Annotated in this window: 20 protein-coding genes; 2 read left to right on the top strand and 18 right to left on the bottom strand. The window is 37.5% G+C overall.

Features of this window, described 5'->3' with window-relative positions; translation table 11 throughout:
- Positions 1 to 26: 26 nt before the first annotated feature.
- From ND2E_RS11450 to ND2E_RS11495, 10 genes are all read right to left on the bottom strand, one after another.
- Positions 27 to 581 (bottom strand): hypothetical protein, encoded by a 555-nt coding sequence (locus tag ND2E_RS11450; RefSeq protein WP_395858423.1) that lies wholly within the window; start codon positions 579 to 581, stop codon positions 27 to 29.
- Between the two features lie 264 nt (positions 582 to 845).
- A complete protein-coding gene (gene hflC / locus ND2E_RS11455) occupies positions 846 to 1,733 on the bottom strand; it encodes a protease modulator HflC (RefSeq protein WP_033093723.1) in 888 nt (295 codons plus the stop codon).
- A gap of 3 nt (positions 1,734 to 1,736) precedes the next feature.
- Positions 1,737 to 2,885: an FtsH protease activity modulator HflK gene (hflK, locus tag ND2E_RS11460; RefSeq protein ID WP_033093722.1), complete on the bottom strand. Its 1,149-nt coding sequence runs from the start codon at positions 2,883 to 2,885 to the stop codon at positions 1,737 to 1,739.
- Positions 2,886 to 2,947: 62 nt separating this feature from the next.
- Entirely contained in the window at positions 2,948 to 4,234 is a 1,287-nt protein-coding gene (gene hflX, locus ND2E_RS11465) for a ribosome rescue GTPase HflX (RefSeq protein WP_033093721.1), read from the bottom strand.
- A 54-nt stretch (positions 4,235 to 4,288) separates the two neighbouring features.
- Entirely contained in the window at positions 4,289 to 4,540 is a 252-nt protein-coding gene (gene hfq / locus ND2E_RS11470; protein WP_033093720.1) for an RNA chaperone Hfq, read from the bottom strand.
- Positions 4,541 to 4,707: 167 nt separating this feature from the next.
- Positions 4,708 to 5,607: a tRNA (adenosine(37)-N6)-dimethylallyltransferase MiaA gene (miaA, locus tag ND2E_RS11475; protein WP_033093782.1), complete on the bottom strand. Its 900-nt coding sequence runs from the start codon at positions 5,605 to 5,607 to the stop codon at positions 4,708 to 4,710.
- Between the two features lie 78 nt (positions 5,608 to 5,685).
- Positions 5,686 to 7,638 carry a DNA mismatch repair endonuclease MutL gene (mutL, locus tag ND2E_RS11480; protein WP_033093719.1) on the bottom strand — a complete coding sequence of 651 codons (1,953 nt, stop codon included), beginning with the start codon at positions 7,636 to 7,638 and terminating at the stop codon, positions 5,686 to 5,688.
- A gap of 6 nt (positions 7,639 to 7,644) precedes the next feature.
- Positions 7,645 to 8,976, bottom strand: a complete 1,332-nt coding sequence (locus tag ND2E_RS11485) for an N-acetylmuramoyl-L-alanine amidase (protein ID WP_033093718.1) — start codon at positions 8,974 to 8,976, stop codon at positions 7,645 to 7,647.
- Between the two features lie 17 nt (positions 8,977 to 8,993).
- Positions 8,994 to 9,482 carry a tRNA (adenosine(37)-N6)-threonylcarbamoyltransferase complex ATPase subunit type 1 TsaE gene (gene tsaE / locus ND2E_RS11490; protein ID WP_033093717.1) on the bottom strand — a complete coding sequence of 163 codons (489 nt, stop codon included), beginning with the start codon at positions 9,480 to 9,482 and terminating at the stop codon, positions 8,994 to 8,996.
- 38 nt (positions 9,483 to 9,520) lie between these two features.
- Positions 9,521 to 11,095, bottom strand: a complete 1,575-nt coding sequence (locus tag ND2E_RS11495; protein WP_052056487.1) for a bifunctional ADP-dependent NAD(P)H-hydrate dehydratase/NAD(P)H-hydrate epimerase — start codon at positions 11,093 to 11,095, stop codon at positions 9,521 to 9,523.
- Positions 11,096 to 11,416: 321 nt separating this feature from the next.
- Here ND2E_RS11495 and queG point away from each other — a divergent pair, with 321 nt between their 5' ends.
- Entirely contained in the window at positions 11,417 to 12,619 is a 1,203-nt protein-coding gene (gene queG, locus ND2E_RS11500; RefSeq protein WP_033093716.1) for a tRNA epoxyqueuosine(34) reductase QueG, read from the top strand.
- Positions 12,620 to 12,654: 35 nt separating this feature from the next.
- Here queG and ND2E_RS11505 read toward each other — a convergent pair whose 3' ends face one another.
- From ND2E_RS11505 to ND2E_RS11525, 5 genes are all read right to left on the bottom strand, one after another.
- Complete coding sequence (locus tag ND2E_RS11505) at positions 12,655 to 13,176, bottom strand: hypothetical protein (RefSeq protein ID WP_223303597.1); 522 nt, start codon at positions 13,174 to 13,176, stop codon at positions 12,655 to 12,657.
- A gap of 74 nt (positions 13,177 to 13,250) precedes the next feature.
- Entirely contained in the window at positions 13,251 to 13,463 is a 213-nt protein-coding gene (locus ND2E_RS11510) for a DUF1289 domain-containing protein (RefSeq protein WP_081962032.1), read from the bottom strand.
- Between the two features lie 22 nt (positions 13,464 to 13,485).
- Positions 13,486 to 16,377, bottom strand: a complete 2,892-nt coding sequence (locus ND2E_RS11515) for a hypothetical protein (protein ID WP_033093715.1) — start codon at positions 16,375 to 16,377, stop codon at positions 13,486 to 13,488.
- Positions 16,378 to 16,496: 119 nt separating this feature from the next.
- Positions 16,497 to 17,009 (bottom strand): DUF523 domain-containing protein, encoded by a 513-nt coding sequence (locus ND2E_RS11520; protein WP_033093714.1) that lies wholly within the window; start codon positions 17,007 to 17,009, stop codon positions 16,497 to 16,499.
- Complete coding sequence (locus tag ND2E_RS11525) at positions 17,006 to 17,320, bottom strand: DUF3630 family protein (protein WP_033093713.1); 315 nt, start codon at positions 17,318 to 17,320, stop codon at positions 17,006 to 17,008. Before ND2E_RS11525 ends, ND2E_RS11520 begins: the two co-directional genes overlap by 4 nt.
- Positions 17,321 to 17,522: 202 nt before the next feature.
- On the opposite strand from ND2E_RS11525, the gene ND2E_RS11530 reads away from it, so the two are divergent.
- Positions 17,523 to 17,825: a c-type cytochrome gene (locus ND2E_RS11530; protein ID WP_033093778.1), complete on the top strand. Its 303-nt coding sequence runs from the start codon at positions 17,523 to 17,525 to the stop codon at positions 17,823 to 17,825.
- Between the two features lie 459 nt (positions 17,826 to 18,284).
- Here the strand turns inward: ND2E_RS11530 and ND2E_RS11535 are convergent, their stop codons facing one another.
- The 3 genes from ND2E_RS11535 to prsT (ND2E_RS11545) form a co-directional block, all read right to left on the bottom strand.
- Positions 18,285 to 19,052, bottom strand: a complete 768-nt coding sequence (locus ND2E_RS11535; protein WP_033093712.1) for a PEP-CTERM sorting domain-containing protein — start codon at positions 19,050 to 19,052, stop codon at positions 18,285 to 18,287.
- A gap of 195 nt (positions 19,053 to 19,247) precedes the next feature.
- Positions 19,248 to 22,034, bottom strand: a complete 2,787-nt coding sequence (gene prsT, locus ND2E_RS11540; protein ID WP_033093711.1) for an XrtA/PEP-CTERM system TPR-repeat protein PrsT — start codon at positions 22,032 to 22,034, stop codon at positions 19,248 to 19,250.
- A gap of 155 nt (positions 22,035 to 22,189) precedes the next feature.
- Positions 22,190 to 24,934: an XrtA/PEP-CTERM system TPR-repeat protein PrsT gene (prsT, locus tag ND2E_RS11545; protein ID WP_033093710.1), complete on the bottom strand. Its 2,745-nt coding sequence runs from the start codon at positions 24,932 to 24,934 to the stop codon at positions 22,190 to 22,192.
- Positions 24,935 to 24,986 lie beyond the last annotated feature (52 nt).

The following is a 24,986-nucleotide window of genomic DNA, read 5'->3' as shown; positions in this document are numbered from 1 at the left end:
ACTTAAGTTAATAACTTAACAATAAATTATTGATAACCCCAAGGGATGACTGGCGTGCTAACAGGCTTGGTTAAATCAAAATCAACTCTAAACTCCCTGCCTTGACGGATTAAACGATAGGTAAACTTTTCTGGGTATATATACATTTGCCAGGTATTACCTACTGATTGTGGTATGCCTTGCTCGACAAAGAGTTCTTTAGAGTATTGATCTGCTGGAAAAGATTGCATCTCAGCCCAACCTGCATCATTAGTATGACCGCCATACATAGTAGACTTATCATTACTCCCATCTTTTTGTCGATGATCATGCTTTAACGATAAGCCTGAACCCGTTTTAGTAATAATCCAGGTACGTGATGCATCATTCCCCACATGAAAAGGTACCTGTAATTGACTATCACTACACTTTCTTACATGCATGATTAATTTTTTATTGGCAAAGCTACCTCCAGCAGCATTATCAACAGAGACCTGACCTTCAAATGATTTGCCACAGTGCTTACTTATATTGTTAAAGAAATCATCTTGTGTTTTTATTGAAACTAAAGGTGCTTCAGCTGCCAGCAATGTAGCAGTCATTGGTAACGATGCAATTACAGCGATTAGATATTTTATTATGTTCATTTTATTCCTTTGTTAATTAATATTTAGTTTGTGACGACATTTACAATAATATCGCAAGACCTCAATCTATGACTTTCAAAATATCAGATTTTTGCAAGACCATTTGTTTCATAATGTTAAATTTATAATTATCCATAACTCAACGTAATCATATACAGTAAAATTTAGGCATAAAAAAGCCAGCAAATATGCTGGCTAGTATAAGTAATTTAATGATAGTTATTTTTTAGCTTCACTGCCTTCTTTCAAGAAGCGGAAGAAATCACTGTCAGGTTTAACCACCATAATATCATTTTTACTGCTAAAGCTCTTTTCGTAAGCCTCAAGACTACGATAGAAACTATAAAACTCTGCATCTTTACCATACGCATCAGCGTAAACTTTCGCTGCCATTGCATCACCCTCACCACGAATGGTAAAAGCGTTCTTTTGTGCTTCTGCTAACATTACTGTTACTTTAGCATCAATAGTAGCGCGGATAATTTCAGCTTGCTCTTGTCCCTGCGACCTATGCTCCTTGGCAACCGCAGTTCGCTCAGCGCGCATACGCTCATAGATAGAATTACTTATCTCTGTCGGTAAGTTAATCGCTTTAATACGTACATCAACGACTTCTATTCCAAGATCTTCACGACTGCTCGCAGCACTTTCTAGCGCTTTACTCATTATCGCGTCACGATCACCAGAAACAATTTCTTTAATGGTGCGGTTACCAAACTCTGTACGTAAGCCATTGTTCACTTTTTGCTTTAATAGCGCACGAGCATTATCTACTGAACCTGAAGTACGTAGATAATAGGTAGAGAAATCAACAATACGCCATTTCACAAATGAATTGACCATTAAATCTTTTTTCTCTGAGGTAACAAATCTATCTGCTGGTTCATCTAGTGTTTGAATACGTGCATCTAGTTTACGTACTGTCTCAATAAATGGAATTTTGAAATGTAAACCAGGATCATAGACCTTCATTTCATCAGTAGCACTATCACGTTTAATTTTTGAAAATTGGAATACGATGCCACGTTGGCCTTCGTAAATAACAAAAACTGACGATACTGCTAAAATGAGAAGTAGCGATACTATAGCAATGGAAAAATTCTTCATTTATTAGTTACTCCCATTGTTAAATCTATCAGAGCGATCTGATGATGAAGTAGGTGATGTATTTACATTAGTCTCAATTACTGGTGCATAATTAGTTTTACCACTACGCGTGCTGGTATTTTGTTGTTGGATAATCTTATCTAAAGGTAAGTACATCATATTATTACCGCCATCAACATCAACCATTACTTTACTGGTATTGCCATACACTTTTTCCATAGTGGCAATGTATAAACGTTCACGCGTGACTTTAGGAGCAGCTTGATATTCTGGTAAGATTTTATCAAAACGAGCAACTTCACCTTCAGCATCTAGCACTATACGACTTTTATAAGCAAGCGCTTCTTGTTCCATACGCTTAACACGACCACGAGCACGTGGTTCAATGCCTCGAGCATAAGCCTCAGCTTCACGTAAAAAACGAACTTCATCTTCTTGTGCTGAAATCGCATCATCAAAAGCGTCTTTCACTTCATTTGGTGGACGAGCATCTTTAAAGTTAACATCAACAATGATTAAACCAAGGTCATAAGGTGCAATTATTTTATCTAACTCTTCCCATACTGACTGACGAATAGTCTCACGGCCACTGGTTAAAATGTCATCCATATTAGCATGGCCGACAACATAACGAAGTGCACTATCAAGAGATTGATTTAAACTATCATCAGCATTGGTAACGCTGAAAATGTATTTACGAGCATCAACGACACGATATTGAATTTGCATTTCAACACTTACTACGTTTTCGTCTCTCGTCAACATAAAGCCCGATGATGGCATTTCACGCGTACTTTGCATATCAACAGGAATAATGCGGTCAATAAAGGTCCACTTCCAGTTAATACCCGGTTCAACGGTACCTGAATATTCACCAAATCTTAGGACAATGCCTTGCTCAGCTTCTTTAATGGTATAAAAACCACTAAATGCGTAAACGACGGATGCGACAATAAGAAGAATGGATATCCCAATACTGGAAAAACTTTTACCCGACCCAGATCCACCTTTAGTGGTTTTTCCACCAAAAATTCCAGTAACTTTTTTACCAAGATCATTCAGAAGTTCATCTAAATCTGGTGGACCTTGGTTCTTGCCACCTTTATTTTTCCAGGGGTCTTTATCATTATTCCCCGGTTCGTTCCAAGCCATATTGTTCTCCACAAAAATCGGCGAAATTAAATGTTCGCCACTACAATTAAAATTTAGTTATATCAATGTTCAATATAATCGATTAGCTCACTGTATTTAGTAGCAATTAACCTTTCCCATTCACGCGAAGGTAAATTAACCTCTAAGTGACAGTGGCCTTGCTCATCAAAAGTTTCGCTAGTAACGCAATCTAACTTGTAAAGCTCACCACGTAGTTTTCCAGCACTTGGTGGAATAGTTAACTGGTGATTTACTACTTTAATATCTAAACGCTCAGCAAGCGCAGTAAATAACAACTCAGTACCTATGTTAGCCTGAGCCGACAGCCACACACGAATTGGCATGCCTTGATCATCTCTGTCTATTCGCGGTTCAATATCGTCTAAATTATCAATTTTGTTACAAATAATGAGCTGAGGTACATCGCTTGCATCTATCTCTTTAAGCACATATTCAACTTGCTCAATATTATCACTACGTCTGTCATCTGAAATATCAACCACATGCAATAGCAGTTCAGCTTCACGAGTTTCAGTAAGTGTTGCTTTAAAAGCCGCAACTAAATCATGAGGTAAATGACGAATGAAACCAACTGTATCAGCTAAGATTACACGGCCTACACCGGATAAATCAATTTTTCTTAATGTTGGATCTAAAGTAGCAAACAACTGATCAGCTGCATACACGTCAGCTTGTGTTAATGTATTAAACAGCGTTGATTTTCCAGCATTGGTATAGCCAACTAAAGATAAAGTTGGTAACTCTGCTCGACTTCTAGCTCTTCGCCCTTGCTGTCTTTGAACTTCAACTTTGCCTAAACGTTTACGGATATTAACCATGCGCTCACGCAATAAACGTCTATCGGTTTCAAGCTGAGTTTCACCTGGACCTCTAAGACCAATGCCACCCTTTTGCCTTTCTAAGTGAGTCCAACCTCGAATCAGTCGACTACTCATATGACGCAATTGTGCTAGTTCAACTTGCAATTTACCTTCATGAGTACGAGCTCGTTGTGCAAAAATATCAAGAATCAGGGTTGTACGATCGACTACTCGACACTCACACAATGCTTCAATATTCTTTTCTTGAGAAGGCGATAAACTATGGTTAAACAGAACAATATTAGCACCAACTAAGTGCACAGCTTCACGAATTTCTTCTGCTTTACCTGAGCCAACAAAAAAACGGGGATGCGGAGTATTTCGCTTACCTGTCACAACGGTTAACGCTTGTACGCCAGCAGAAGACACTAACATCTTAAATTCGCTAAGATCTTCTCTACTGCTTTCATCTGGAAAGTCTAAATGGACAAGTACGGCTTGTTCACCCGCTTGATAACGTTCAAACAATAGCGTTAAACCCTAGTACCATGATTAATTTTTCTCAACAAAAGATAAAAAGCATTAAGCATCTGATGATTGATCATCCGGGCTAGGTACTGGTGCTGTATTAACTGCACGAGAAGGCACAACAGTAGAAATAGCGTGCTTATATACCATCTGACTAACCGTATTTTTAAGGAGAATAACAAACTGGTCGAAAGATTCTACTTGTCCTTGTAACTTAATACCGTTAACTAAATATATTGCAACTGGAATGCGATCACGACGTAACGCATTTAAAAATGGGTCTTGCAAAGACTGCCCTTTAGCCATTATATGGTCCCTTTTATTATTATTAAACATTACTGGTAAATTTAAAACTCAGTAATAAAGTAACTGAAAAACTTGCTATGAAAACAACACAACAAAATGTTATATAAAATAGCTAACAAATTAATTATACATCAATTTCCAACTATTGCTTTATATTTGCTCGCCCTTTACTGCTTTGCGTCAAGCAGTGATAAAACTTGTGATAAATTGCTTTTATCATCCGTTGTCAACCAGTGTAAATCTGGCCAATTTCTTAACCAAGTTAGCTGTCTTTTAGCTAATTGTCTGGTTGCACAAACACCACGGAAAATCATCTCATCGTGGTCAAATTCACCTTCGAGGTATTGCCACATTTGTCGGTATCCTACACAACGAATAGAAGGTAAATCTTGGTGTAAATCACCTCGTGACATTAATTTAATCACTTCCTGCTCAAAACCCATATCAATCATTTGCTGATAGCGTAGTGCTATTCGTTCATGAAGCGTACTGCGCTCTGTGGGAGTTATTGCTAATTGTAGAACATCACCCGCGAGCTTATCACCTTTTATTTGAGTCAATTGTGTCAATGTGTTACTCGTCAACCTGTAGACTTCTAATGCTCGAGTAATACGTTGTGGATCATTCGGATGTATTCGCTCTGCTGAAACGGGATCTATTTCCGCAAGTTGTTCATGCATTGCTTTCCAGCCTTTTTTCAAAGCTTCAGCTTCAATTGCTTGGCGTATATCTGGATTTGCTGTCGGTAGAGGGGAAATTCCCTCAATTAAACTTTTGAAATACATCATAGTTCCACCAACTAATAATGGAATTCTGTTTTTCGCTCTAATCTCAGCAATCTCAGCTAGCGCATCACGACAGAAATCAGCAGCGGAATAACTTTCACTCGCATCACGTAAATCGATAAGTCGATGAGGGTACTGTGTTAACTCCAATTTTGTTGGTTTAGCTGTACCAATGTCCATATCACGATAAATCAGGGCAGAATCAACACTGACAATATCGCAAGGTAATGCGTCTTTAAGCGCCATTGCCAAAGCAGTTTTTCCCGATGCAGTTGGCCCCATTAAACAAATAACAGGTGGCTGATTTAATTCTGTGGTGCTTTGAACTGACACGAATACTTAACTCTTAATTGAGAATGGCTAAAATAACTTCTTAATATGTGATGTGAGGTCAAGGGGAATAGAATTCAAGAGCAATTGTTGACTAAGTTGTTCATGAAACAATTTTTTAGATAGTTTGAGTAAAATAGCAGCTTGAGTTTCATCGTAATGCGTCAAAACCATTGCTAAAGCTATACTTTGATGCAACTCAGATTCACCGACTAATTTATCTTGGGTAGTCGTTAACTTGCTGATCAGCTCATCGATAATGATAATAAATGCATTGCTTACATCTTGCTCGCGTAATAACGCAGGAAACTTCCTAATTTGTATTTTGTTTTTACTTTGCTCTACAAACACTATACCCGCCTTTGCGAGTATTTCCTGCTCTGCTACTACAAAGTTTAGCTGTTTCTCAGATAGACTCATAATTACAGGCAATAACAATGGTTGGCTGATCAAAGATTCAATGGCCTGGTCAGATTGTTCATTGTCATGCTGCCAACTTTGTTCAACGAGCTTAACGTACGTACTTTTTGCTAGATTAAATAAGGACAATACTCTAACACCGCTTCCCGCTTCATATAGTGCATAACCTGGGTGGTGCAAACTCAAAAAATCACTTTTTGTGGTCGAGCTTTGTGTGCTCTGCAATTCCTGCTCTTGCACCGAACCTTGGTGAGAGCCTGTAACAAGTTGGGCTTGAGGTAAAGCTTCCTGATGAGGTGTCATTAATGATTGATAATTAGCTGACGCCACAGAAGAGCTTTCGTTAGCTTTTACATGTTGACCGTAACCGCCATTACTAGATTGACGGTTACCAGCACCATGTACATGCTGTAACGGTCTAATATAGTCTGTATTAGGATATTTTACTGAAGAGGATGTTGCTGGACGCTCATTTAGTCTTTCATTTGCACCTACAGAGGAGTAAGACTGTTCAGGTGCTAAAGTAAGTTCACTATCAGTGGGAGTAATCAGTTCTTGGTCTGCTAGACCTGACGTCAATGCTTTATGACAAACCGAATATATAAAGTCATGAACATAACGGCTTTGGTGAAAACGCACTTCATGCTTTGCTGGATGAACATTAACATCAACTTCGTGGTGATCAAGTTCTAAGAATAATACAAATGCAGGATAAGTATCTGCGGGTAATAAATCAGCATAAGCTTGGCGAATCGCATGATTAATAAGCTTATCACGCATCATTCTGCCATTCACATAACTATAGCAAAGGTCATTTTGACTTCGTGAAAAGCTTGGTTTTGCTAACCAGCCAGAAAGCGTCATATTGTCATGAGGGCAGTCTACTTCAACGGCATGCTCAATAAATTTAGGCCCACATACCATAGCAACACGTTTAACGCATTGTGCATGAGTATTCGACATTCGATATTGACGAACCGTATTACCATTGTGCGTTAAGGTAAAGCTAACATCAAAATGAGCTAGTGCAATTCGACGTACCACTTCATCAATATGGTTAAATTCTGTTTGTTCGGTACGTAAAAACTTACGTCTAGCGGGTGTATTGAAAAATAAATCGAGCACTTCAATACTGGTTCCATCAGGATGGGCGGCAGGCTTTATATTGACAGACATGTCCCGCCCTTCAGCAATGGCTTGCCATGCTGTCGCTTGAGTTTTTGGCTTAGATGTTAACGTTAATCGTGCGACGGAGCTAATACTGGCTAAGGCTTCGCCACGAAAACCTAAACTATCAATTGCTTCTAAATCATTTAAGTCTTTAATCTTACTAGTCGCATGACGACTTAACGCCAAGGTGAGTTCATCTTTAACTATGCCATGACCATTATCAGTAATTTTGATCTTTTTTATGCCACCCTTATCAACATCTATATGAATTGATGTTGCCCCCGCATCTAAGCTGTTTTCTATCAGTTCTTTAATAACGGAAGCTGGGCGTTCAACCACTTCACCGGCAGCAATTTGGTTAGCCAAACGTGCAGGTAATATAGCAATAGTCATAAGGATTTATCCGGTACGGGGAATTTTTAACGTTTGGCCAATTCTTAATGAATTAGTTTTTAATTTATTAATAGATTTAAGTTTACTCATAGATATATTGTAACGTTTCGCTAATACAGATAGTGACTCACCGCTTCGTACTTTATGCTTTTTATATCCCACGGATGCGAAATAAGATCCGGTTAAAGGGTGCGCTAAAAAGTGATTTTTGATACCTACGTGAATTGCATTGGCTAAGCGTTGCTGATGTTTAGACCAGGTCAGATTTTTCTCTTCTTTATGATTAGAAATGAAACCCGTCTCAACCAATATTGAGGGTATGTCAGATGATTTGAGTACCGCAAAGTTACCATTTTGTGGTGTTTTCTTATGCATTTTAGTGATTTTTTTCAGCTCTTTAATAACATTATTAGCTACACCAAAACTTACACCAAGGGAATGCTCTTTGCTCATGTCCGCTAAAGCTAATGCTAAATGACTATCTGAAGTATTTTTAATAACGCCACCGCCGCCGCCAAGTAATTCTGATTTTTTCTCTCTATTGACCAACCAACGTGATAACTCTGATTCTGCACGGCTTTTAGTTACCACCCAAACTGAAGCGCCACTTGGACCTGGGGTATGAAAAGCATCCGCATGTATTGAGACTAAAAAATCAACATTTTTGTCTCTTGCTAGGCTAGTACGACGATTTAAATTAACGTAATAATCACCGCTACGGATCATCACCGCTTTCATGCCTTTTTCTTTATTAATAATTTTTTGTAATTTTTTAGCTATCGCTAAGGTTACTCTTTTCTCATAAGTACCTTTACCACCGATAGAACCGGGGTCTTCACCACCATGACCAGCATCAATACCAATAATAATATCGCCAACACTCTGTTTTGGTTTAGAAACATTCTTTTTACTACGATTCTTATCATATAAATCTATCACTAGCCGATGACCGTATTGCCCAGCAGGTGCTAGCGGGAAAACCGTAAGCTGATAAGACTTAGTTAACTCCAGAACTAAGCGAGTTTTACCTTTAGTTAAGCTTGAACGAAAAAGTTTCACTCGAGGGTCGTTAACGGCAAGGTTTTTTAATGCTACTGTGTTTTTAGTATTAGTAAAATCAATCACTAAACGATTAGGTTTACTGAGGGTAAAATATTTGTAATCAGGCTTTTGTTTAACATCAAAAACAATGCGAGTATTTTCCGGCGCTGGCCATACACGAATGCCATCAATACTATTAGCGGCATAGGTATTTACTGAAAGCAAACTTAAGATAGCAACACATAATAAACTTAGCGTACGTAGTCTTGCTATTGACAGGAGAATTCTCCGATACATCCAACTAACCCCGATTCTTATAACTTTATAATTTGTGCGAGCTCTTTTATCACTTGTTCGCCATGAACAGTTTCCGCTTGCAACTGGATGACTCTTTGTTCATCTTGATAAGCTATATTAATGATTAAATCTGCTTTAGCCAATAGCCCTGCCCCTTTTTCTGGCCATTCAATAAAGCAGCAACAGTCATTATTAAAATAATCTCGAATCCCCATATATTCTAATTCTTCGGCATCAGCAAGACGGTATAAATCAAAATGAAAAACACGCCACTCACCTAATTCATAAGGTTCAACCAAGGTATAAGTAGGGCTTTTTACATTACCTGCATGACCCATACCTCTTACAAACCCTCTTGTCAGCGTTGTTTTACCTGCACCTAAATCACCATTAAGGTAAACAACCAATGCCTGCTGCACTGTGGCACTTTTAACTATATCTGCCAACCCTGAACCTATGGCAATGGTGGCAGTTTCATCAGCCAAAAAATATTCTAATTGCTTCATTTTTCTTTTCTATGTTGATTGCGACTACTATTGTGATGTTAATGATTTGGTACTTTCCCATTGAGCAATTGCTGTAACGGTATAAATAAATCACTTGCTAACAAGCCACGCTGACCATTATTCTTGGCTATAATATCAGCTGCAGCACCATGAATATATGCCGCGAGGCATGTTGAGTGAAAATTATTATCACTTTGCATCGCCAAAGCACTAATAATTCCACTTAATACATCCCCCATTCCCCCTGATGCCATGCCTGCATTACCTGAATTATTGATAATTACCTGCTCACCATCTGAAACTAGAGAGCCTGCTCCCTTAAGTAAGCAAATACCACCATATTGTTTTGCAATAGCACGCACTGCCGCAAAACGATCGGCCTCAATACTTGTTACATCCCCACCCAATAAAGCTGCTGCTTCTTTTGGGTGGGGAGTCAATATCCAGTGATTACACTGCGCTTTAGTTTTACTTAATAATATCAAAGCATCGGCATCTATTACTGTAGTTTTCCTCTGTGTTTGACTAGTATTACATATCAATTCAAATAACTTTTTTGCTTCATCACTTTGCCCTAGCCCTGGCCCAATAAGATATGAGTTTGCTTTATTCAATTGAGTTGAGCTCGCTAACAAAGTACTCGTCTCGGGTGCTAACATCAGCTCTGGTCTACCGCTCAAAATATGCATATGATTATTCTGGTGGCTACTCACGGCAACCAAAGCTGCGCCACAACGTAAAGCTGACTCGCTAGCAAGACGAATTGCCCCAGGCATTTTCTCACATCCTCCGACAGTCAAAAGCAAACCGCTATTTCCTTTATGGCTGGCAGGTAATCGTAAAGCTAGGTTCAAGGGAAGTTTGTATTGGCCGAAGCACACATTATTTTTTACTTGATCCAAGAAAGCACTATTCAATTCCAAGGGTGCCAAGCATAACTCACCGACAAAGTTAGCAGCCTGCCCAGTTAACAAGCCTTGTTTATAAACAATAAAGGTTACCGTTATATCAGCAATGATTGCTTGCTCTGCAATGTTTTCACCATGCACTTTACCTGTTGTCGCACAAAGCCCAGATGGCACGTCAATGCTAATTACTTTGGCTTTGTGATGATTAATGCAAGTAACAAACTCTTGCAGTTGTGGCATTAGTTGACCAGTAAAACCAATGCCAAATAAAGCATCAACAATGACCTCACCAGAAAAATTATTAATGACTGCCAAACTCTGTGCTCTTTTATTCACAGCATTCTCAATGTTCAGTGATACGCCTGCAAAAATCATGGCTTGATAAGCCGATAAAGCATCTCCTTTTAACTGACTCACTTCACAAGTAAGCAATACACTCACCTGCAACTTTGCTTGGTGCGCTAATTTAGCAACAACAAAACCATCACCGCCGTTATTTCCTTTACCACACAGTATTAACATATGTTTAGCATTCGGCCAGCGATGCGATAATTGTGTAAAAACAGCAGCTCCAGCATTTCGCATGAGCTCATACAGTGCTATACCTTGACTTCGCGCAACATTCGCTTCATTTTTCAATACCTGATCAGCAGTATAGACAGACGTCACTGGTGGCTTTTGTGATAAACTTAGTGATAATTTCATGATGATACCAATTTGATTAGGTTTGTTCCTACTCAGAGCTTGTCAGCGGTTTGAGAACAAATTGAATTTTTTACATTATAGTTATTCTATATGAAAGAAATTCAGTGCGGTTATCGAATTGCTGACAAACTCCCAAAGGGCCAGTTTAAAAGGCTTACATGCTACGTTATTGATTTAGATAAGGGAATAACCATTCTCTTCAATCAATGCCTTACCTCTAAGCCTTTTAATTCTCGCTGAGCGGGAAGAAACTTAATCAAAATGGTATTAACTTAACCTCAATCAATGGTTCAACAAACGAGCTGAAAATGGCTTTATTTTATGACAATGTCTTCTACTAACTATCAAGAATTAGCTGAAAAAATCAAGTGCTGGAGCAAAGAATTAGGTTTTTCTGACATAGGCATCAGTGATATTGACTTATCCGCTCATGAAAGTGTCTTGGAGCGTTGGTTAGCCAATAACTATCACGGCAATATGGATTACATGGCGCGTCATGGTCTAATGCGTGCTCGACCTGCAGAATTAGTACCCGGTACCATTAGAGTAATTAGTGTTCGCTTAAATTACCTGCCACAAAATGCTCAATTTTCTAGTATTTTAAAAGATAAAAACAAGGCCTATATAAGTCGTTATGCACTCGGACGTGATTATCATAAATTAATGCGTAAACGTTTACAGCAATTAGGAAAAAAAATAGCCGAACATTGCAGTAACTTTAACTGCAGGCCATTCGTTGATTCTGCCCCTGTAATGGAAAGAGCATTGGCAGAAAAGGCTGGTTTAGGCTGGGCAGGTAAACATACCTTATTAATCAATAAAGCAGCAGGCTCTTGGTTTTTTTTAGGTGAGTTATTTATTGATATTCCCTTGCCTGTAAGTCGAAATGAATATAGTGAAAATGCCATTAAGACCGTAGAAACACAGACTAAAAATAATGATTGTGGCACTTGTGTAGCTTGCATAAAAATTTGCCCTACAAAAGCGATTGTAGAGCCATACACAGTTGACGCTAGGCGATGCATCTCTTATTTCACCATTGAATCACCTGATGCTATCCCTGTAGAGTTACGTCCTTTAATGGGAAATCGTATCTATGGCTGTGATGACTGCCAATTAATATGTCCTTGGAATAAATACGCGAAACTTAGTCTTGTTGATGACTTTCAGGCTAGAAATAATTTAGATGATATTAGTTTACTTACATTATTTGCTTGGTCAGAAGAGCACTTCCTTAATACCTTACAAGGCTCACCCATAAGGCGAATTGGCTTTCAAAGTTGGCTACGAAACATAGCGGTAGCATTAGGTAACGCACCTTATAGTGAAGTTATTGTAGCGGCATTAACCGAGAAATTAGCCGAAGCAAGTGAACTGGTTGCTGAACATATTAACTGGGCGTTAGCACAACAAGACAATAAGAAAATGCTTTCTGAGGAAGCTGCAGCAAAGCAAGCAAAAAACCACAGATTAACACTACGCTTAATTCGCTCTGTTGAGAAAGGCTTAACGAGAGACGCCTAACCACACAAAATATAAATCTGGTTTGGCTAATTGTATTAATTAACTTTTAGTTTATTAAGGATATCGATATCTGCTCTAGTCTCATCTAACTCATGCTGAAGAGTTAATAACTTTTTAATCGCTTCATTTTTTTCTGCGCTTACTTTTTTCTCTCTCGCTTTACTATCTGCTAGCTGTTGTTGGGTTTTTGTTAGGGTAGCCATCAAATTAGCAATGTCGGTATTTTGCGCAAATTTTTGGTCATCTCTCGCATTAACAAAGTCGTCATCTGCTGAATTTAACAGTTCTCTGGATTTAAACTTAAAATAGTCGACAGCCAAACGAGCAAGGAAAATCAAGCACGTTAGCAGAAAAACAACAAAATATTGGTTTTTTTCAAGCGATGTCAAGGAGGTAGTGATTTTCATTAAAAAATCTCCTTGAGCATTGATAAAAAGACTAAATAACTGATGATGCCAAACAAACCAAGTGAGGATATAGATAAAAATAAAGCTGGGTGCAGGGTTTTGATTTTCAGTAAAAGAGAGTATTGATTTAAGTGTTTTCTTATTAATCACAAAAAGTCCTTTATTACATTCCTGAGTTTAAAGTTATATTGAACTATGACAGTATACGAATCAATCATCCTCACCTAGCTATTTGATTTATTTTGCTTTTCATCTTGTCGTTGCTTGCATAAATCAAAAACACCTTGCTTTTCTTCATCAGAATAATCTCGCCATGAGGTAATCTCATCAATATGACGAAAACAACCTAGACAAATGTCATCATCATCTAAGCAGCAATTACGCACACATGGACTGTCAGTTAACTGCACTTGATTATTACGATTATATTTACTCAATATACTTTCCTATAAACGCGTGTCAAACGATAGTAACTGCATGCTGACTAATGTCATCAACGGCTTGTTTAGTTTTACTTAATAAAACCATCTGTAATTTCTCACAGCTATCTAATCCTTGAGTTGTGAGCAATGTGTGCCATTGCTGACAAAGGTGCAGTAAGTTATCCGCCGCAAGTATACGGGCATTTACCAACAGCGAACGGATAATATCATCAGTCTTTTTACCATCATGAGCTGAAATAGCCTGACTTAACTCCTCAACAAGTAACCTGTTTTCAATTGTATACTCATCAAGCATATAAATAGCCAGTTCCGCAGAGCCTTGATTTTTTAAGTAACGTTCAAAGTTAAAACTATATTCCTTCTTTTTCGCTGTTAATACAGACTGTGCTTCTGACAAAGCATCACTGTCACAATTACTACTAGCAACTTGCAGTACTTTTTCTTCGATAATTTCATTGCTACAAACTTGCTCCTTTAACCAAGGTTGCAATGCTGTTTCTAGTTCACTTACGGAGTAGTTAGGCTTAAGAACACCATGCTTCCAGTGAGAATACCTCTCTGGTTTATAGTTAAAGTCCCTTAGCTCAGATAAACTAAATACCCCTCGAGTTAAGGGCGTTCTTGGGCAAACTATTCCTTCTTCATCAACTATAAATGCCGTAAAGGGCTGACAGTCTAACTCTGTCATTAATACTGCAAAGCGGCCACTTTGCCAATATTGCTGTAACATCAATTTACAACTGACGAACGTAACCTGTAAACCAAAAGCTTGTAATAATTGCTGTAAGCGCAGGTGATTTTCAGGTACTTTCACTGCAATTAACACCTCTATAGGCATAACAATATACTTAGTTGCTAATTCTTCACAATCTTTTTGAATATCAGCTAAGCGACCCGGTAGTGAGAGTAGTGGAAAATTATGCTCTCGCTGATTATCAGCAACGGCGAACGGTAAAGTAAAGCTGAAATAATAAGCTTTTTCAGTTAATTGGACGCTAATATTATTACCATGCTGCAATCGTAATAAAGCATTAAAATAATTACCAAGCTCGCTATGCTCAAAACTACTATCACTAAATGCTTGTAGCACAAGAGGTAGTTGTAGTGCATTTTTCCCTCCTTCAATTTGGCCAGTAAAAGATATTATTTGTTGCCCTTTATTTTTATCTACTAACTGCAGCTTCATCGTTAACTTCCTACCTATTTGTTTAGAGAGTAGTAACCCAATAAAAGCAGCCAACATTTCACCAAATAACTTAACATCAAGATTCACCTCTGGAAGAATTTTCTCATCAATGGTTACTGATAACGTATTTTTACAGAGCAATAATTCACTGCGTAAACTAAGAACGATCGCCTGCAATTGAGTAACAAAATTCACATCAGTCAATGTCAATAACGCATCACCATTCTGCAAATAGCAATGCCCACTAAATTGTTCTAATCTTCTTACTAAATATCGCCCCTGAAGATGAGCGAGGTATAAGTAATTTTTCTCTTCACTTAAGCCTATTTTGTTAGCAGTCTCTTGTACAGCAGCACTACTAATTAGTACCAATTGCTTAAGAGTCGTCAGATGAAGGGATTGCCAATCTTGCTGTTCAAGTTGTAACTGTGATGAGGATTTCGCAGACGCTTTAAGTTTAAGTACCTTATCTTCCAGCATTAAGTTTTTATCAATGAGTGCTGCATATTCTGCTTTGTTGGAATTCGTACGTTGTATTTTTCTAATGATATACTCGGACTCAGCATTATAGAAGGCTTTATGATGTAACGGTGGAAAACTACCTTTTTCTTCAGTTATCACAGTATTCGCTTCATTATTTAAAGCATGACTTATACTAGCTACGCTAAATTGACTAACCGCTTTAACTTTTCTTCTAACGCACCAAAGTAAGACAATTACAGAGACAAGTAATATGGAGGAAGAAATAGCTACCCATTGAGGTATTTGATTTAATAAAATAGCTTCTTTATCTATTACTGTATAATCGTTCATTACCAATGTAGCGTCGCCGTCATTCTGACTAACGAATAGCGCACTAATAATTTGCTGTAACTGTTGTTTCTCATCAATAAGCTGCCGTTGATAATGACTCATTAAGCCCAAATTACCTTGCCATTTAGACAAGAAGTCTTCTTTCAACATCAGGTCTTCAAAGCGAATAAAGTCTCTGACAATGTCAGCCATCCCTAGACTTTCATCCTGTTGATTAGCTAGTTGTCTAGCATAATCAGTAACAAAAACTTCCTCCATTTTTCCAGTCAATTTTTCAAAAGTTTCAACCGATGTTTTTAGGTTTAAATCTTTAAGTATCAGTACTATGTTAGTAAGTTGGCTTTCCACTTCATTTAATAGAGTGGCTTGGTTCAAGTCTGTCCGCTGATTATTCAATTGAACTTCGATGGCATCAAGTAAAGTGTCAAGCTGAATTAATATTTTAGATTTCAACAGTTCATTTTCTACATCTTTCGATTCAATACGGATAATTAAATCCATCGCTTGAGAATTGCGAGCAAATGCTCCTTGATAGCGCTTTTTATGCTTAGAGCTTAGTAATGAGAGCTTTTTACTTTGTAGAGAAAGTGTTTCCTGCGAGGTGAGCAATTCATGTGAATTAGTACTATTCAAAATGCTATCAATCAGCATATCTGCATTCATCAAGTATTTTTGCTGAAGAAACTGTGTTCGAAGTGAGTCAAACTGCAAAGCTATTTTTGTTTGAGATTGATTATGTTGCAGTGTTAAAAAAAATAATATCGAGCATAAACCAATGGCTACGGTCAAAAATATTACAATAAAATGGACAGTAAAAAGTTGGTGAATATGCTTAGTTTTACTCCCTGCTTTTAGTGAGGTATTACTGTGTTTATCATTTGGGTTTGTCGCCGCTTTGTGTAAACTCATTATTTATCAACATAGTCCTGTTCCCTTGAGTCATATTTTATACCATTGCTGTTACCATGCAAAGTGCAGGACTGTGAAACCTACCTATCGTTCGATAAAGAACTCTCTATTTAGGATTGCTAGCATTTGTCGAAAAACTTTAATTGCCAATTTGTGCAGCCAATTTGTGCAGCCAATTGTGCAATCGAAGCTTCGGAAAATACTTTGATACCGTTTGCACGTAAAAGTTTAGTGGTTACGCCTTCTCCAATAATCTTTTGCTGAGAAAACGTTCCGTCATAAACACTATTACTGCCGCAGGAGGGGCTTGATTCCTTTAATAAGGCCAAACGGATATTGTGCTGCTGACATAAACGTAGTGCAATTTCTGCCCCTTTCTCAAATTGCTCTGTAACATCTACCGATTCAATAGTGATCACTTTTTTTGTGACTGGATCAATTTCTGCTGGTGGCCGAGGCACTGGAAGTCCTGAAGTAACTTCAGGACATACAGGGATTAATCGTCCTTGTTTTTGCCATTCTTTTATTAACACATTCACAAGCGGTTTAGCTTCGCCGTTATAACGAACACGTTCACCTAAAAAGCAGGCACTTATTAAAATCTTATCGGTTACTCGTTCATTTGTTTTCATTTTTTTGTTATTGCCAAGTGAAGCGTTGCTAATAGTTCAGTACTTTGGCCATCTTGCCCTTCTATCCAGCAAGACTGACTATAAATTTCAAAATTCAACACAAAGTGATGGCCGGCCCAACTAAAGCGAATATTCTCACGATCAGCTCCAATTATCTTTTCTTGTATAGTAACCGGCATAATAGATGAAAACAGGATATCAATTAATGTTTCAATATTTTCTTGGTACCAGTGCTGTTGGAATATAACGTTTAAGTGGTCTACTTGATACGTTAATGACTCAAGCCTTTGCGGAGGGGTAACAGGGTTCATAATCACCTATGCTCATATCTTACAAAATATAGTTGATTATACGACTAAAGTTTGATGTTAATCAGGACTTTTGACAAAAAAATCCACGACAAGCTCATCTAATTTTCATATACTCAAGAGAGAATTTTATCTTTGTAACTCAACTAATATGCTTGCATTTGACCTTAGTTACAAAAACCTTAGAACCAAAGAGAGTGAAACTATGAATAAACTTATGCTTGCTGTTGCAACAGCAACGGTTATGATGGCATCTCCTGTATTTGCTGGTGATGCAGCAGCTGGTAAAGGAAAATCAGTAATGTGTGCCGCTTGTCACGGTGCTGCTGGTATTTCTGCTGTACCAACTTACCCTAACTTAGCTGGTCAAAAAGAAGCTTACCTTACCAAGCAACTTAAAGATTTTAAATCAGGCAAACGTAACGACCCTACAATGAAAGGTATGGTTATGGCACTTTCTGATGCGGATATGGAAAACTTAGCAGCTTATTACGCTGGTTTAAAATAAGTTTTCGCTTTTTTAAGAGTTATCCAAAGCCGCAGTTTAATTTTGTTAAACTGCGGCTTTTTTGTAGCAAATTATCAGTAATCTAATAGGAACAAGAGCAGAATACCCCTTTGTTATACTAACCTTATACCAATTCCATTACGTTATTTCCTACTCAGCGAGAATTAATAATCTTAGGGACAGCGCAATTGTCATAAACGGTATCCATTCTGCGTTCTTGTCAGAAAGACGATAACTTGTTTGATGTTGAATGACTTGATCCGCACAAGTTTTATTTATTATAACGCTCCTGACATAGTTCTTAGTTTGGAATAAAGTTAATGAAATTGATATTAATCTACTCCTACCGTCAATTTTTACATTTTTCAGACATAAAAAAACCTCCATTAGGAGGTTATTTATATCTAAAGCGTAATCAATAGTTACGCCTAGTAGCCAAGCTTCAACTAATCAGTAAATTTAAGCTTTACGACGAGCTGCGCCAGCTAAACCTAAAATACCTAGGCCAAATATTGCTAAACTAGTAGGCTCAGGAATAGAATTACCATTTATGATAAAGCCACCAGTATCTTGACCAGCATTACGTGTAGCACTATACGCTAAGTCACTACCAAATAATTCACCATCAGTATCAAAATTGCTTGCAGCTGCGCCACCAACAACATCAAAGTAGGCGTTTGCATTAAGACCACCTACAACAGTACCTGCTACATCGATAGTAGAGCCTGCGCCATCACCGGCTAATGGGTTAACAACAGCATCTAATTCTAACCAAAGTAAATCATCTGATGCATCAGCATAACTAGTTGGAAGGCCGCCCAAGTTAGCATATATAGCAGCACTACCACCAGTAAAGATTGGTGCACCTACAGCAGTTAAATCATCTAGTTTAAAGTCTGTGAAAGTAAAGCTTAACACATCACAAGTAACACAGTATTCAGAGGCGTTCTGACCATTAAACGTTGTTAAAAAGCCATAACCTTCTAACGTATCATCTAAAGTGACTAAGTTAAAATCGCTAATCTTATCTCCTACAGAAATACTACCTCGAGCAGTACCAGCAACATAATATTGTTTAAAAACACCAGTAGAAATAAAGTCGCTTGTAAATCCATTATCAAAATCAGGATCCCAAGTAACACCACCAGAAACAATTTGCGAAGCATTAGCGCCAATGCTTGCAAGAGCAATCAATGAAGCTGTAGCAAAAGTTTTTAATAAATTCATATAATTTCCTTTTTAGGTAATCAAAATTTGTTATTTTATATTTTGTTAATATTAAAGCACTTATTATGCCAAGAATGAAAAGGTTATTTTTTTGCTTTATAATCAACGAGTAATAAGTCAACCCCATCAAAAGTTCAATAATGAGATAGGAGAGTGTAAAGTTTACTGACAATCGTTAGGCTGTCACTGAGTTGCTTAATATTGAGCAACTTCTCGCTTTAATTTCGCTATCTTTACGTTCAACTTACTACTATGGGAACTTAAACCCTTTAACATCATTTTGGCTTGTTCATATTGATTAACAGCAATATATGCCTCAACCAGACTCACTTTAGCACTGACATCAATTGAACCTTTATCTACAACATCTGATAACACTTCAATTGCTTTTTTATAGTGTTTATTTGCGACGAGAATTACGCCATAACTCTCTAAAATACTTCTATTGTTGGGTGACAAGGATAGTGCTTTTTCAATATTTTGTTTTGCACTTTTAATATCATTGCTCTGATATTGTTGCCATGCAAGGTTATTTAAAGCCGCTAGATTATCCGGTTGTCTGTCGACAATCGTTCGATAAGTGCTGATAATCTGAGCTGATTTATTATTGTTTACATTGTTCATACTATATAGCTCAGCAAGTAACATTCTCACTCGGTTATCATTTACTTCTTTAACCAGGTAATTTTCCAAAACGAGCTCAGCCTCAGGCCCTTGTTTAGAAAACTGCAATGCTCTTGCTAAGTTAATCGCATTATTAGCATTGGGGATTTTTTCATATAGCTCACTATAGAGCTCTACCGCTTCAAAAAAATCATTTTCTTTTATCGCTACCTTTGCAGCAGTAGCTGTCATAAGATGATTAGAGACCCCTTTATCTTTAAGCTCTTTCAACTGTCTCTTAGTGGCTTGAACATTATTATTGGCTAACTCTAAATAAGCTAATGTTGTCATCAAATTATTATCATTAGGAAAGTATTCATTTGCGACTTTAGATAATGCTAAAGCTTGTGGATACTGCTTTAACACTTCTAAGGTAGCGATGTTACCAACATAAAGAATATAGCTTCTTGGCACCTCTTTCAGAGCTAATTCATAAGTAGACAACGCTTTATTATACTGGCGGGTTTGTGTATAACTACTGGCTAAAACAGACCAATAATGAGCCGATAAGTTATCTTCAACTTTTATCGACTCTAATAACTCAATGGCCGCAGGCACCTGCTTACTTATACGTAGATTTTGTGCCAAACCTATAGCTAAATTTTTATGAATTTTATTATTGAATTTATTTTCTTCAAATATGGCATTTAAAAAAGAAATTGCATCAGCCGTATTTCCTTGCCTTGTTTGCAGCACAGTATAGCGACGAATAGCATTATGATGATTAGGGTTCAGTTCAATGACTTCTTTAAAACCCACAATGGCTTGCATCACTTCTTTATTAAATGCAGCGACGATGGCTAGATTATAAATTGCACTAATACTTTTAGGCTCAAATGTTAAGGCACCTTGAAAGTACATCTCAGCTTCATCTACTTTTTCTAGTTTCATGGCAATCAAGCCGTTCAATATATTACCAGATGCCTGATAGTTTTCAGACTTCAGCCATTTGTTTGCTATCACTTGTGCCTTAGAGACCTCATTACTTCTAAGGTATTGACGAGCCAATGCAAATTCAGTGTCATGTAAACTCGCATCAATACGAAGGGCATTTTCTAGCGACTTAACCCCTGATAAATCTTTTTGACTTAATAAAAGCGCACCCTGTCTAATTTGCAAATTAGCATTGTTCGGTGAAACCTGAGTCGCTTTATTTAATAATGATTGCGCACTGACAAGATCACCTGCTTTCAATAACTCTAAACTGCTGATTTGCAATAAACCTGCATCACTAGCACTGTTTTTTAACTTATCTACAGATAAAGCTATATCATCGGTATGGCCTAATTTTATTTTAATCGATAACAAAATAGCATTGATAGGATGATTGGCAGGTAATTTACTTTCTAAAGAAATCAAATGATCGTATGCCTGCTCTAATTCATCTAATTGGTAAGAGCTAATACCAGCTATCATGTTAGCAACGACAAAACTATCATCATAATTAACCGCTTGGCTAGCATATCTCTGAGCTTCTGCGTAGTTACCCGCATTGTACTCAATTTGTGATTTGTACTGTAAAGCAAGTGGTGATTCTTTAAAGGTAACGAGAAGCTCATCAGTGAGAATATTCGCTTGGGCAAACTTACCCGCTTTGAGCAAACTATTAACTAAGAAAAATCGGATAGATTGATCTAGCGGATAACGGTCAAGATATTGCTCAAACGAATCACTTGCTTGCTGATAATTATGTAGAGAAAAATATAAGAAGCCCTGTAATAAAGAGGCCTCAGCGAAGGAACTTTGCTCGCTTAACAAGCTTTTAGTAATTTCTATTCCTTGTAAAAAATCCCTATTTATATAAGAGAGATAACCCTGCGATAGTTTGTTGTAAGGGTTTTCAGCTACTATAGCTGTGGCTTGTGAAAAGTAATCTTGTGCTTTAGTAATATCACCATTTGCGAGAGTGGCCATACCCGCATAGCTTAAAATAGTAAGATAGTCATTATCGTTAAGCTCCTCACTTAGCACAACGAGTCGTTCAACTTCTTTATGCTTATTTAGTCGAGTTTTTACCTGTGCTAACAGTGTTGCTGCTTGTGTAAAGCTTGCCTCAAGATCTACAGACCTATCTAGTTCTTTTTCAGCACTAATATAATTCCCTTGATTTAGGTATGCTTGACCTAATCGTAAACGGGCTTCAGCGCTTTTAGGAACTAATCGGATTGCATTTTTATAGTCTATAATGGCATCTGCATACTTTCCTTGTTGGCTAAGTTGATGTGCGCTGGCCATTAATTGCTCAGCGGTCTTTTGTTCGCTACAGGCACTAAGACTCAATGCTAAGACAACAGCTGCGGTGATTAATAATTTATTCATGATAAATCCCTTGGTGTACTCCTACTTCATAACAGAATGTTTATTTTGTCTATTACGAAAAAGATAACGCAATCAATAGCAGTTACTTTAAGCCTCTTGATTCAAATAAAAATGACTGCCATAGCAGTCATTTCTTTGGGCTATAAAAAACAAAGCTATAACTGAGCTTGTAATTCTAACTTTTTCTTACTTTGTTCATCTGTTGAGGCATTAGCTTTGCTTAATAAGTCTTTAGCTTCATTTATTCGATTATTGGCTATAAGAGCTTCAACATAATTCAACTGAATATCTACATCCTTACCTTTGGCTATTTCTGACGCTTTACTAGCATATGTCAAGGCCGCCCGTTTATCGCCAGAGCCCAACAATACCTTGCCGTAAGTATCGACAATATTGGCAATGTGTGGTGCCAATTCAAATGCTTTTTTCGCATGTTCTAAGGCTTTATTGATATTATCTTGTTCTAAATATAACCAAGCTAAATTATTATGGGCAACCACATTCTTAGGTTGCTTCTTAACAACGTCATCGTATACAGCAATCGCCTTATTGCTATCATTTTTTAGGTATAATCCCGCTAACATAGTTTCAATACGATTATTATTAGGCTCAACAGTCAAGTAATGTTCTAAAACTTGTACTGCTTTGGCGTTATCATCATTACCCAAGTGAGCTCCAGCTAAATAAATAGCATTTTGACTGCTAGGGTAAGTTTGATACAACACGGTTAATTTAGGTAGTGCTTGTACATAGTTTTCTTCTAGCAGTAGTATTCTTCCAAGCAGGCCTTGCTTAAGTGCGTCGTAAATATCTTTTTTTTCTAACACTTTATATAGACTTTTCGCAGGAGATATTTGCTTACTGTTTAGTAATAATTGCATTTGAATTAATTGCAAAACTAAGTTGTCATTATGATTTTCAAGCCCTCTTTTAATGACTGTTAAAGCGCGATCATAATGTCGTTGACTCGCATAAGAATCGGTTAATAACACTACAGCTTCTATATGATAAGGATTCTCTTTTAACCACCTTTCTAAGGTAGGTTGTATTTTTTCGATTTTCTGTTGCTTTTTGTAGGTAAGCAATAATATTTGCCAATAACGCTTAGGTAGCTTTTCAGTATCTTCGAGTGACACAAGTAATGATTCGGCCTGTTTAAATTGCCCAAGACTCACCATAGCTTCTGATAATAATATTGCTTTATTAATATCTGTTTTTTCAAGTTCATAAGCCTTTGTCAGTTTTTCTAGTGCCATTTCATTTTGATAAACACCAAAATACTGTCTTAAAACTTTATTATTTGTCGGAGCGACAGCGATTAAGTAATCAGCTCGGTTTTTACTGACAGGAATATTCTTTTGCATGCGAGCGATACGCAATTGTTCAATCAATGCAAAAAGATTGTCCTGTTCTAAGCTTAAACTTTTCTTAAGCGCTTGCTCAGCTTCATCATATTTTTCTTCTTTTATTGCAATACTCGCCAATAAGTTAAAACTGCTCGCTTTGTCTGGGTATTGTTTTTTCCATTTATCAGCAATGGCCTTAGCCTTAGGAATATCGCCTCTTTGCAATGCAGAAAATGCTATGGCTAATTCTGCTTCAACAAGCTCTGGATTGAGCTTAACCGCAGCTTGTAAGTTCTCTATGCCCGAAAGGTCGTTCATCATTAACTTTAAAATGCCTTGACGGGCATTATGGGCAGCATTTCCTGAGCGAGTTTGCTCACCTTGAGTAAGTAATTTCTTTGCTTCTGTGGTTGCGCCTAGCTCTAATAACTTATAACTCAAAGAGGATAAAAATTGTGCGTTAACCTCATCAGTACCATCAAAATCGCCAATTGTGGCACTAATTTCATCGATTAACCCTAACTCTAACTGAGTAACGGCTAGCATGCGACGAGCTTGGTGGTCATTAGGCATATACTTAATAATTGCACTTAAGTGATGATAACTTTGCTGCCAATTTTTTAGGTAAAAAGCACTGGCACCTGCCACTAATTTTAAATTGAATTGATTAAAGTTTGCCGATAGTGCTACTTCGGCATGCTCACTAGCTTTGGCATAGTCTTGGGCTTGGAAGCGTACCATCGCTTTAATATAGTTAGCAAAGGGTTGATTATTAACTGTTGCTAAAATAGCATCTGCATGCTGTTCTGCTTCCTCGTCATGCCCTGCTTTAAGTAGTGCATTAGCGAGTAATAATTGCACCATGGCAAATCGAGGCTGTAACACCATAAATTGTTTAAAGCTATCTACCGCTAATTGGTACTCTTCAGTCACCATAGAAACTTGCCCTTGTAGCATCAGAGCATCTACTTGCTTAGGGTTTATCGTTAAAATCCTTGAAATAAGGGTTTTTACTTCATCATACTTATTTTCCGATAACTGAAAATACGCCAAAGCCAACATACTATAAAGGCTTTGCTGGGCAATCGACTGCGCTAATTCAACACTTCGCTCTGCTAGTTCTGGTTGTTCGCTACGAAGTGCCGCTAGTGTTTGATAGGCCAAATATTGACTTCGTTCCTCAGCAGCGAGTTCTTTAGCAACGATACTTAAGTCGATTACATCACTATCACTATCAGTTAAGATATATGCTCGAGCCAATAAGGGAAGCACTTTGTTATCTGGAAACTTTAATGCCTGTGCTCGTTCCAACTCTTTCACTGCGGCAAGACCATCACCTAAACTTAAATAGGTTTGACCTAGTAAAAAACGTGCTTCAGCATTTTTAGTATCTGCACGAATTGCATTTTTCAATTCGATTATACTTTCATTAACTTTATTTTCATTTAGGTAGCTTTTCGCATTTTCTAAATGAGATTCAACAGAGACTTGCTCCCCACAAGCGGATATGGCCAGAACGACACTTAAATAGAGAGAGGCATTTACAAATTTCATGTCAAAATTCCTTTTGTGGTTATTATTATTAAGCTAACAAAAAATAAAACCC

Origin of the sequence: Colwellia psychrerythraea, assembly GCF_000764225.1 — a bacterium.
In the GTDB taxonomy this organism is placed as follows: domain Bacteria; phylum Pseudomonadota; class Gammaproteobacteria; order Enterobacterales; family Alteromonadaceae; genus Colwellia; species Colwellia psychrerythraea_D.
Note: the sequence above shows the minus strand (reverse complement) of the source record. Positions and strands in the feature narration are given on the sequence as shown.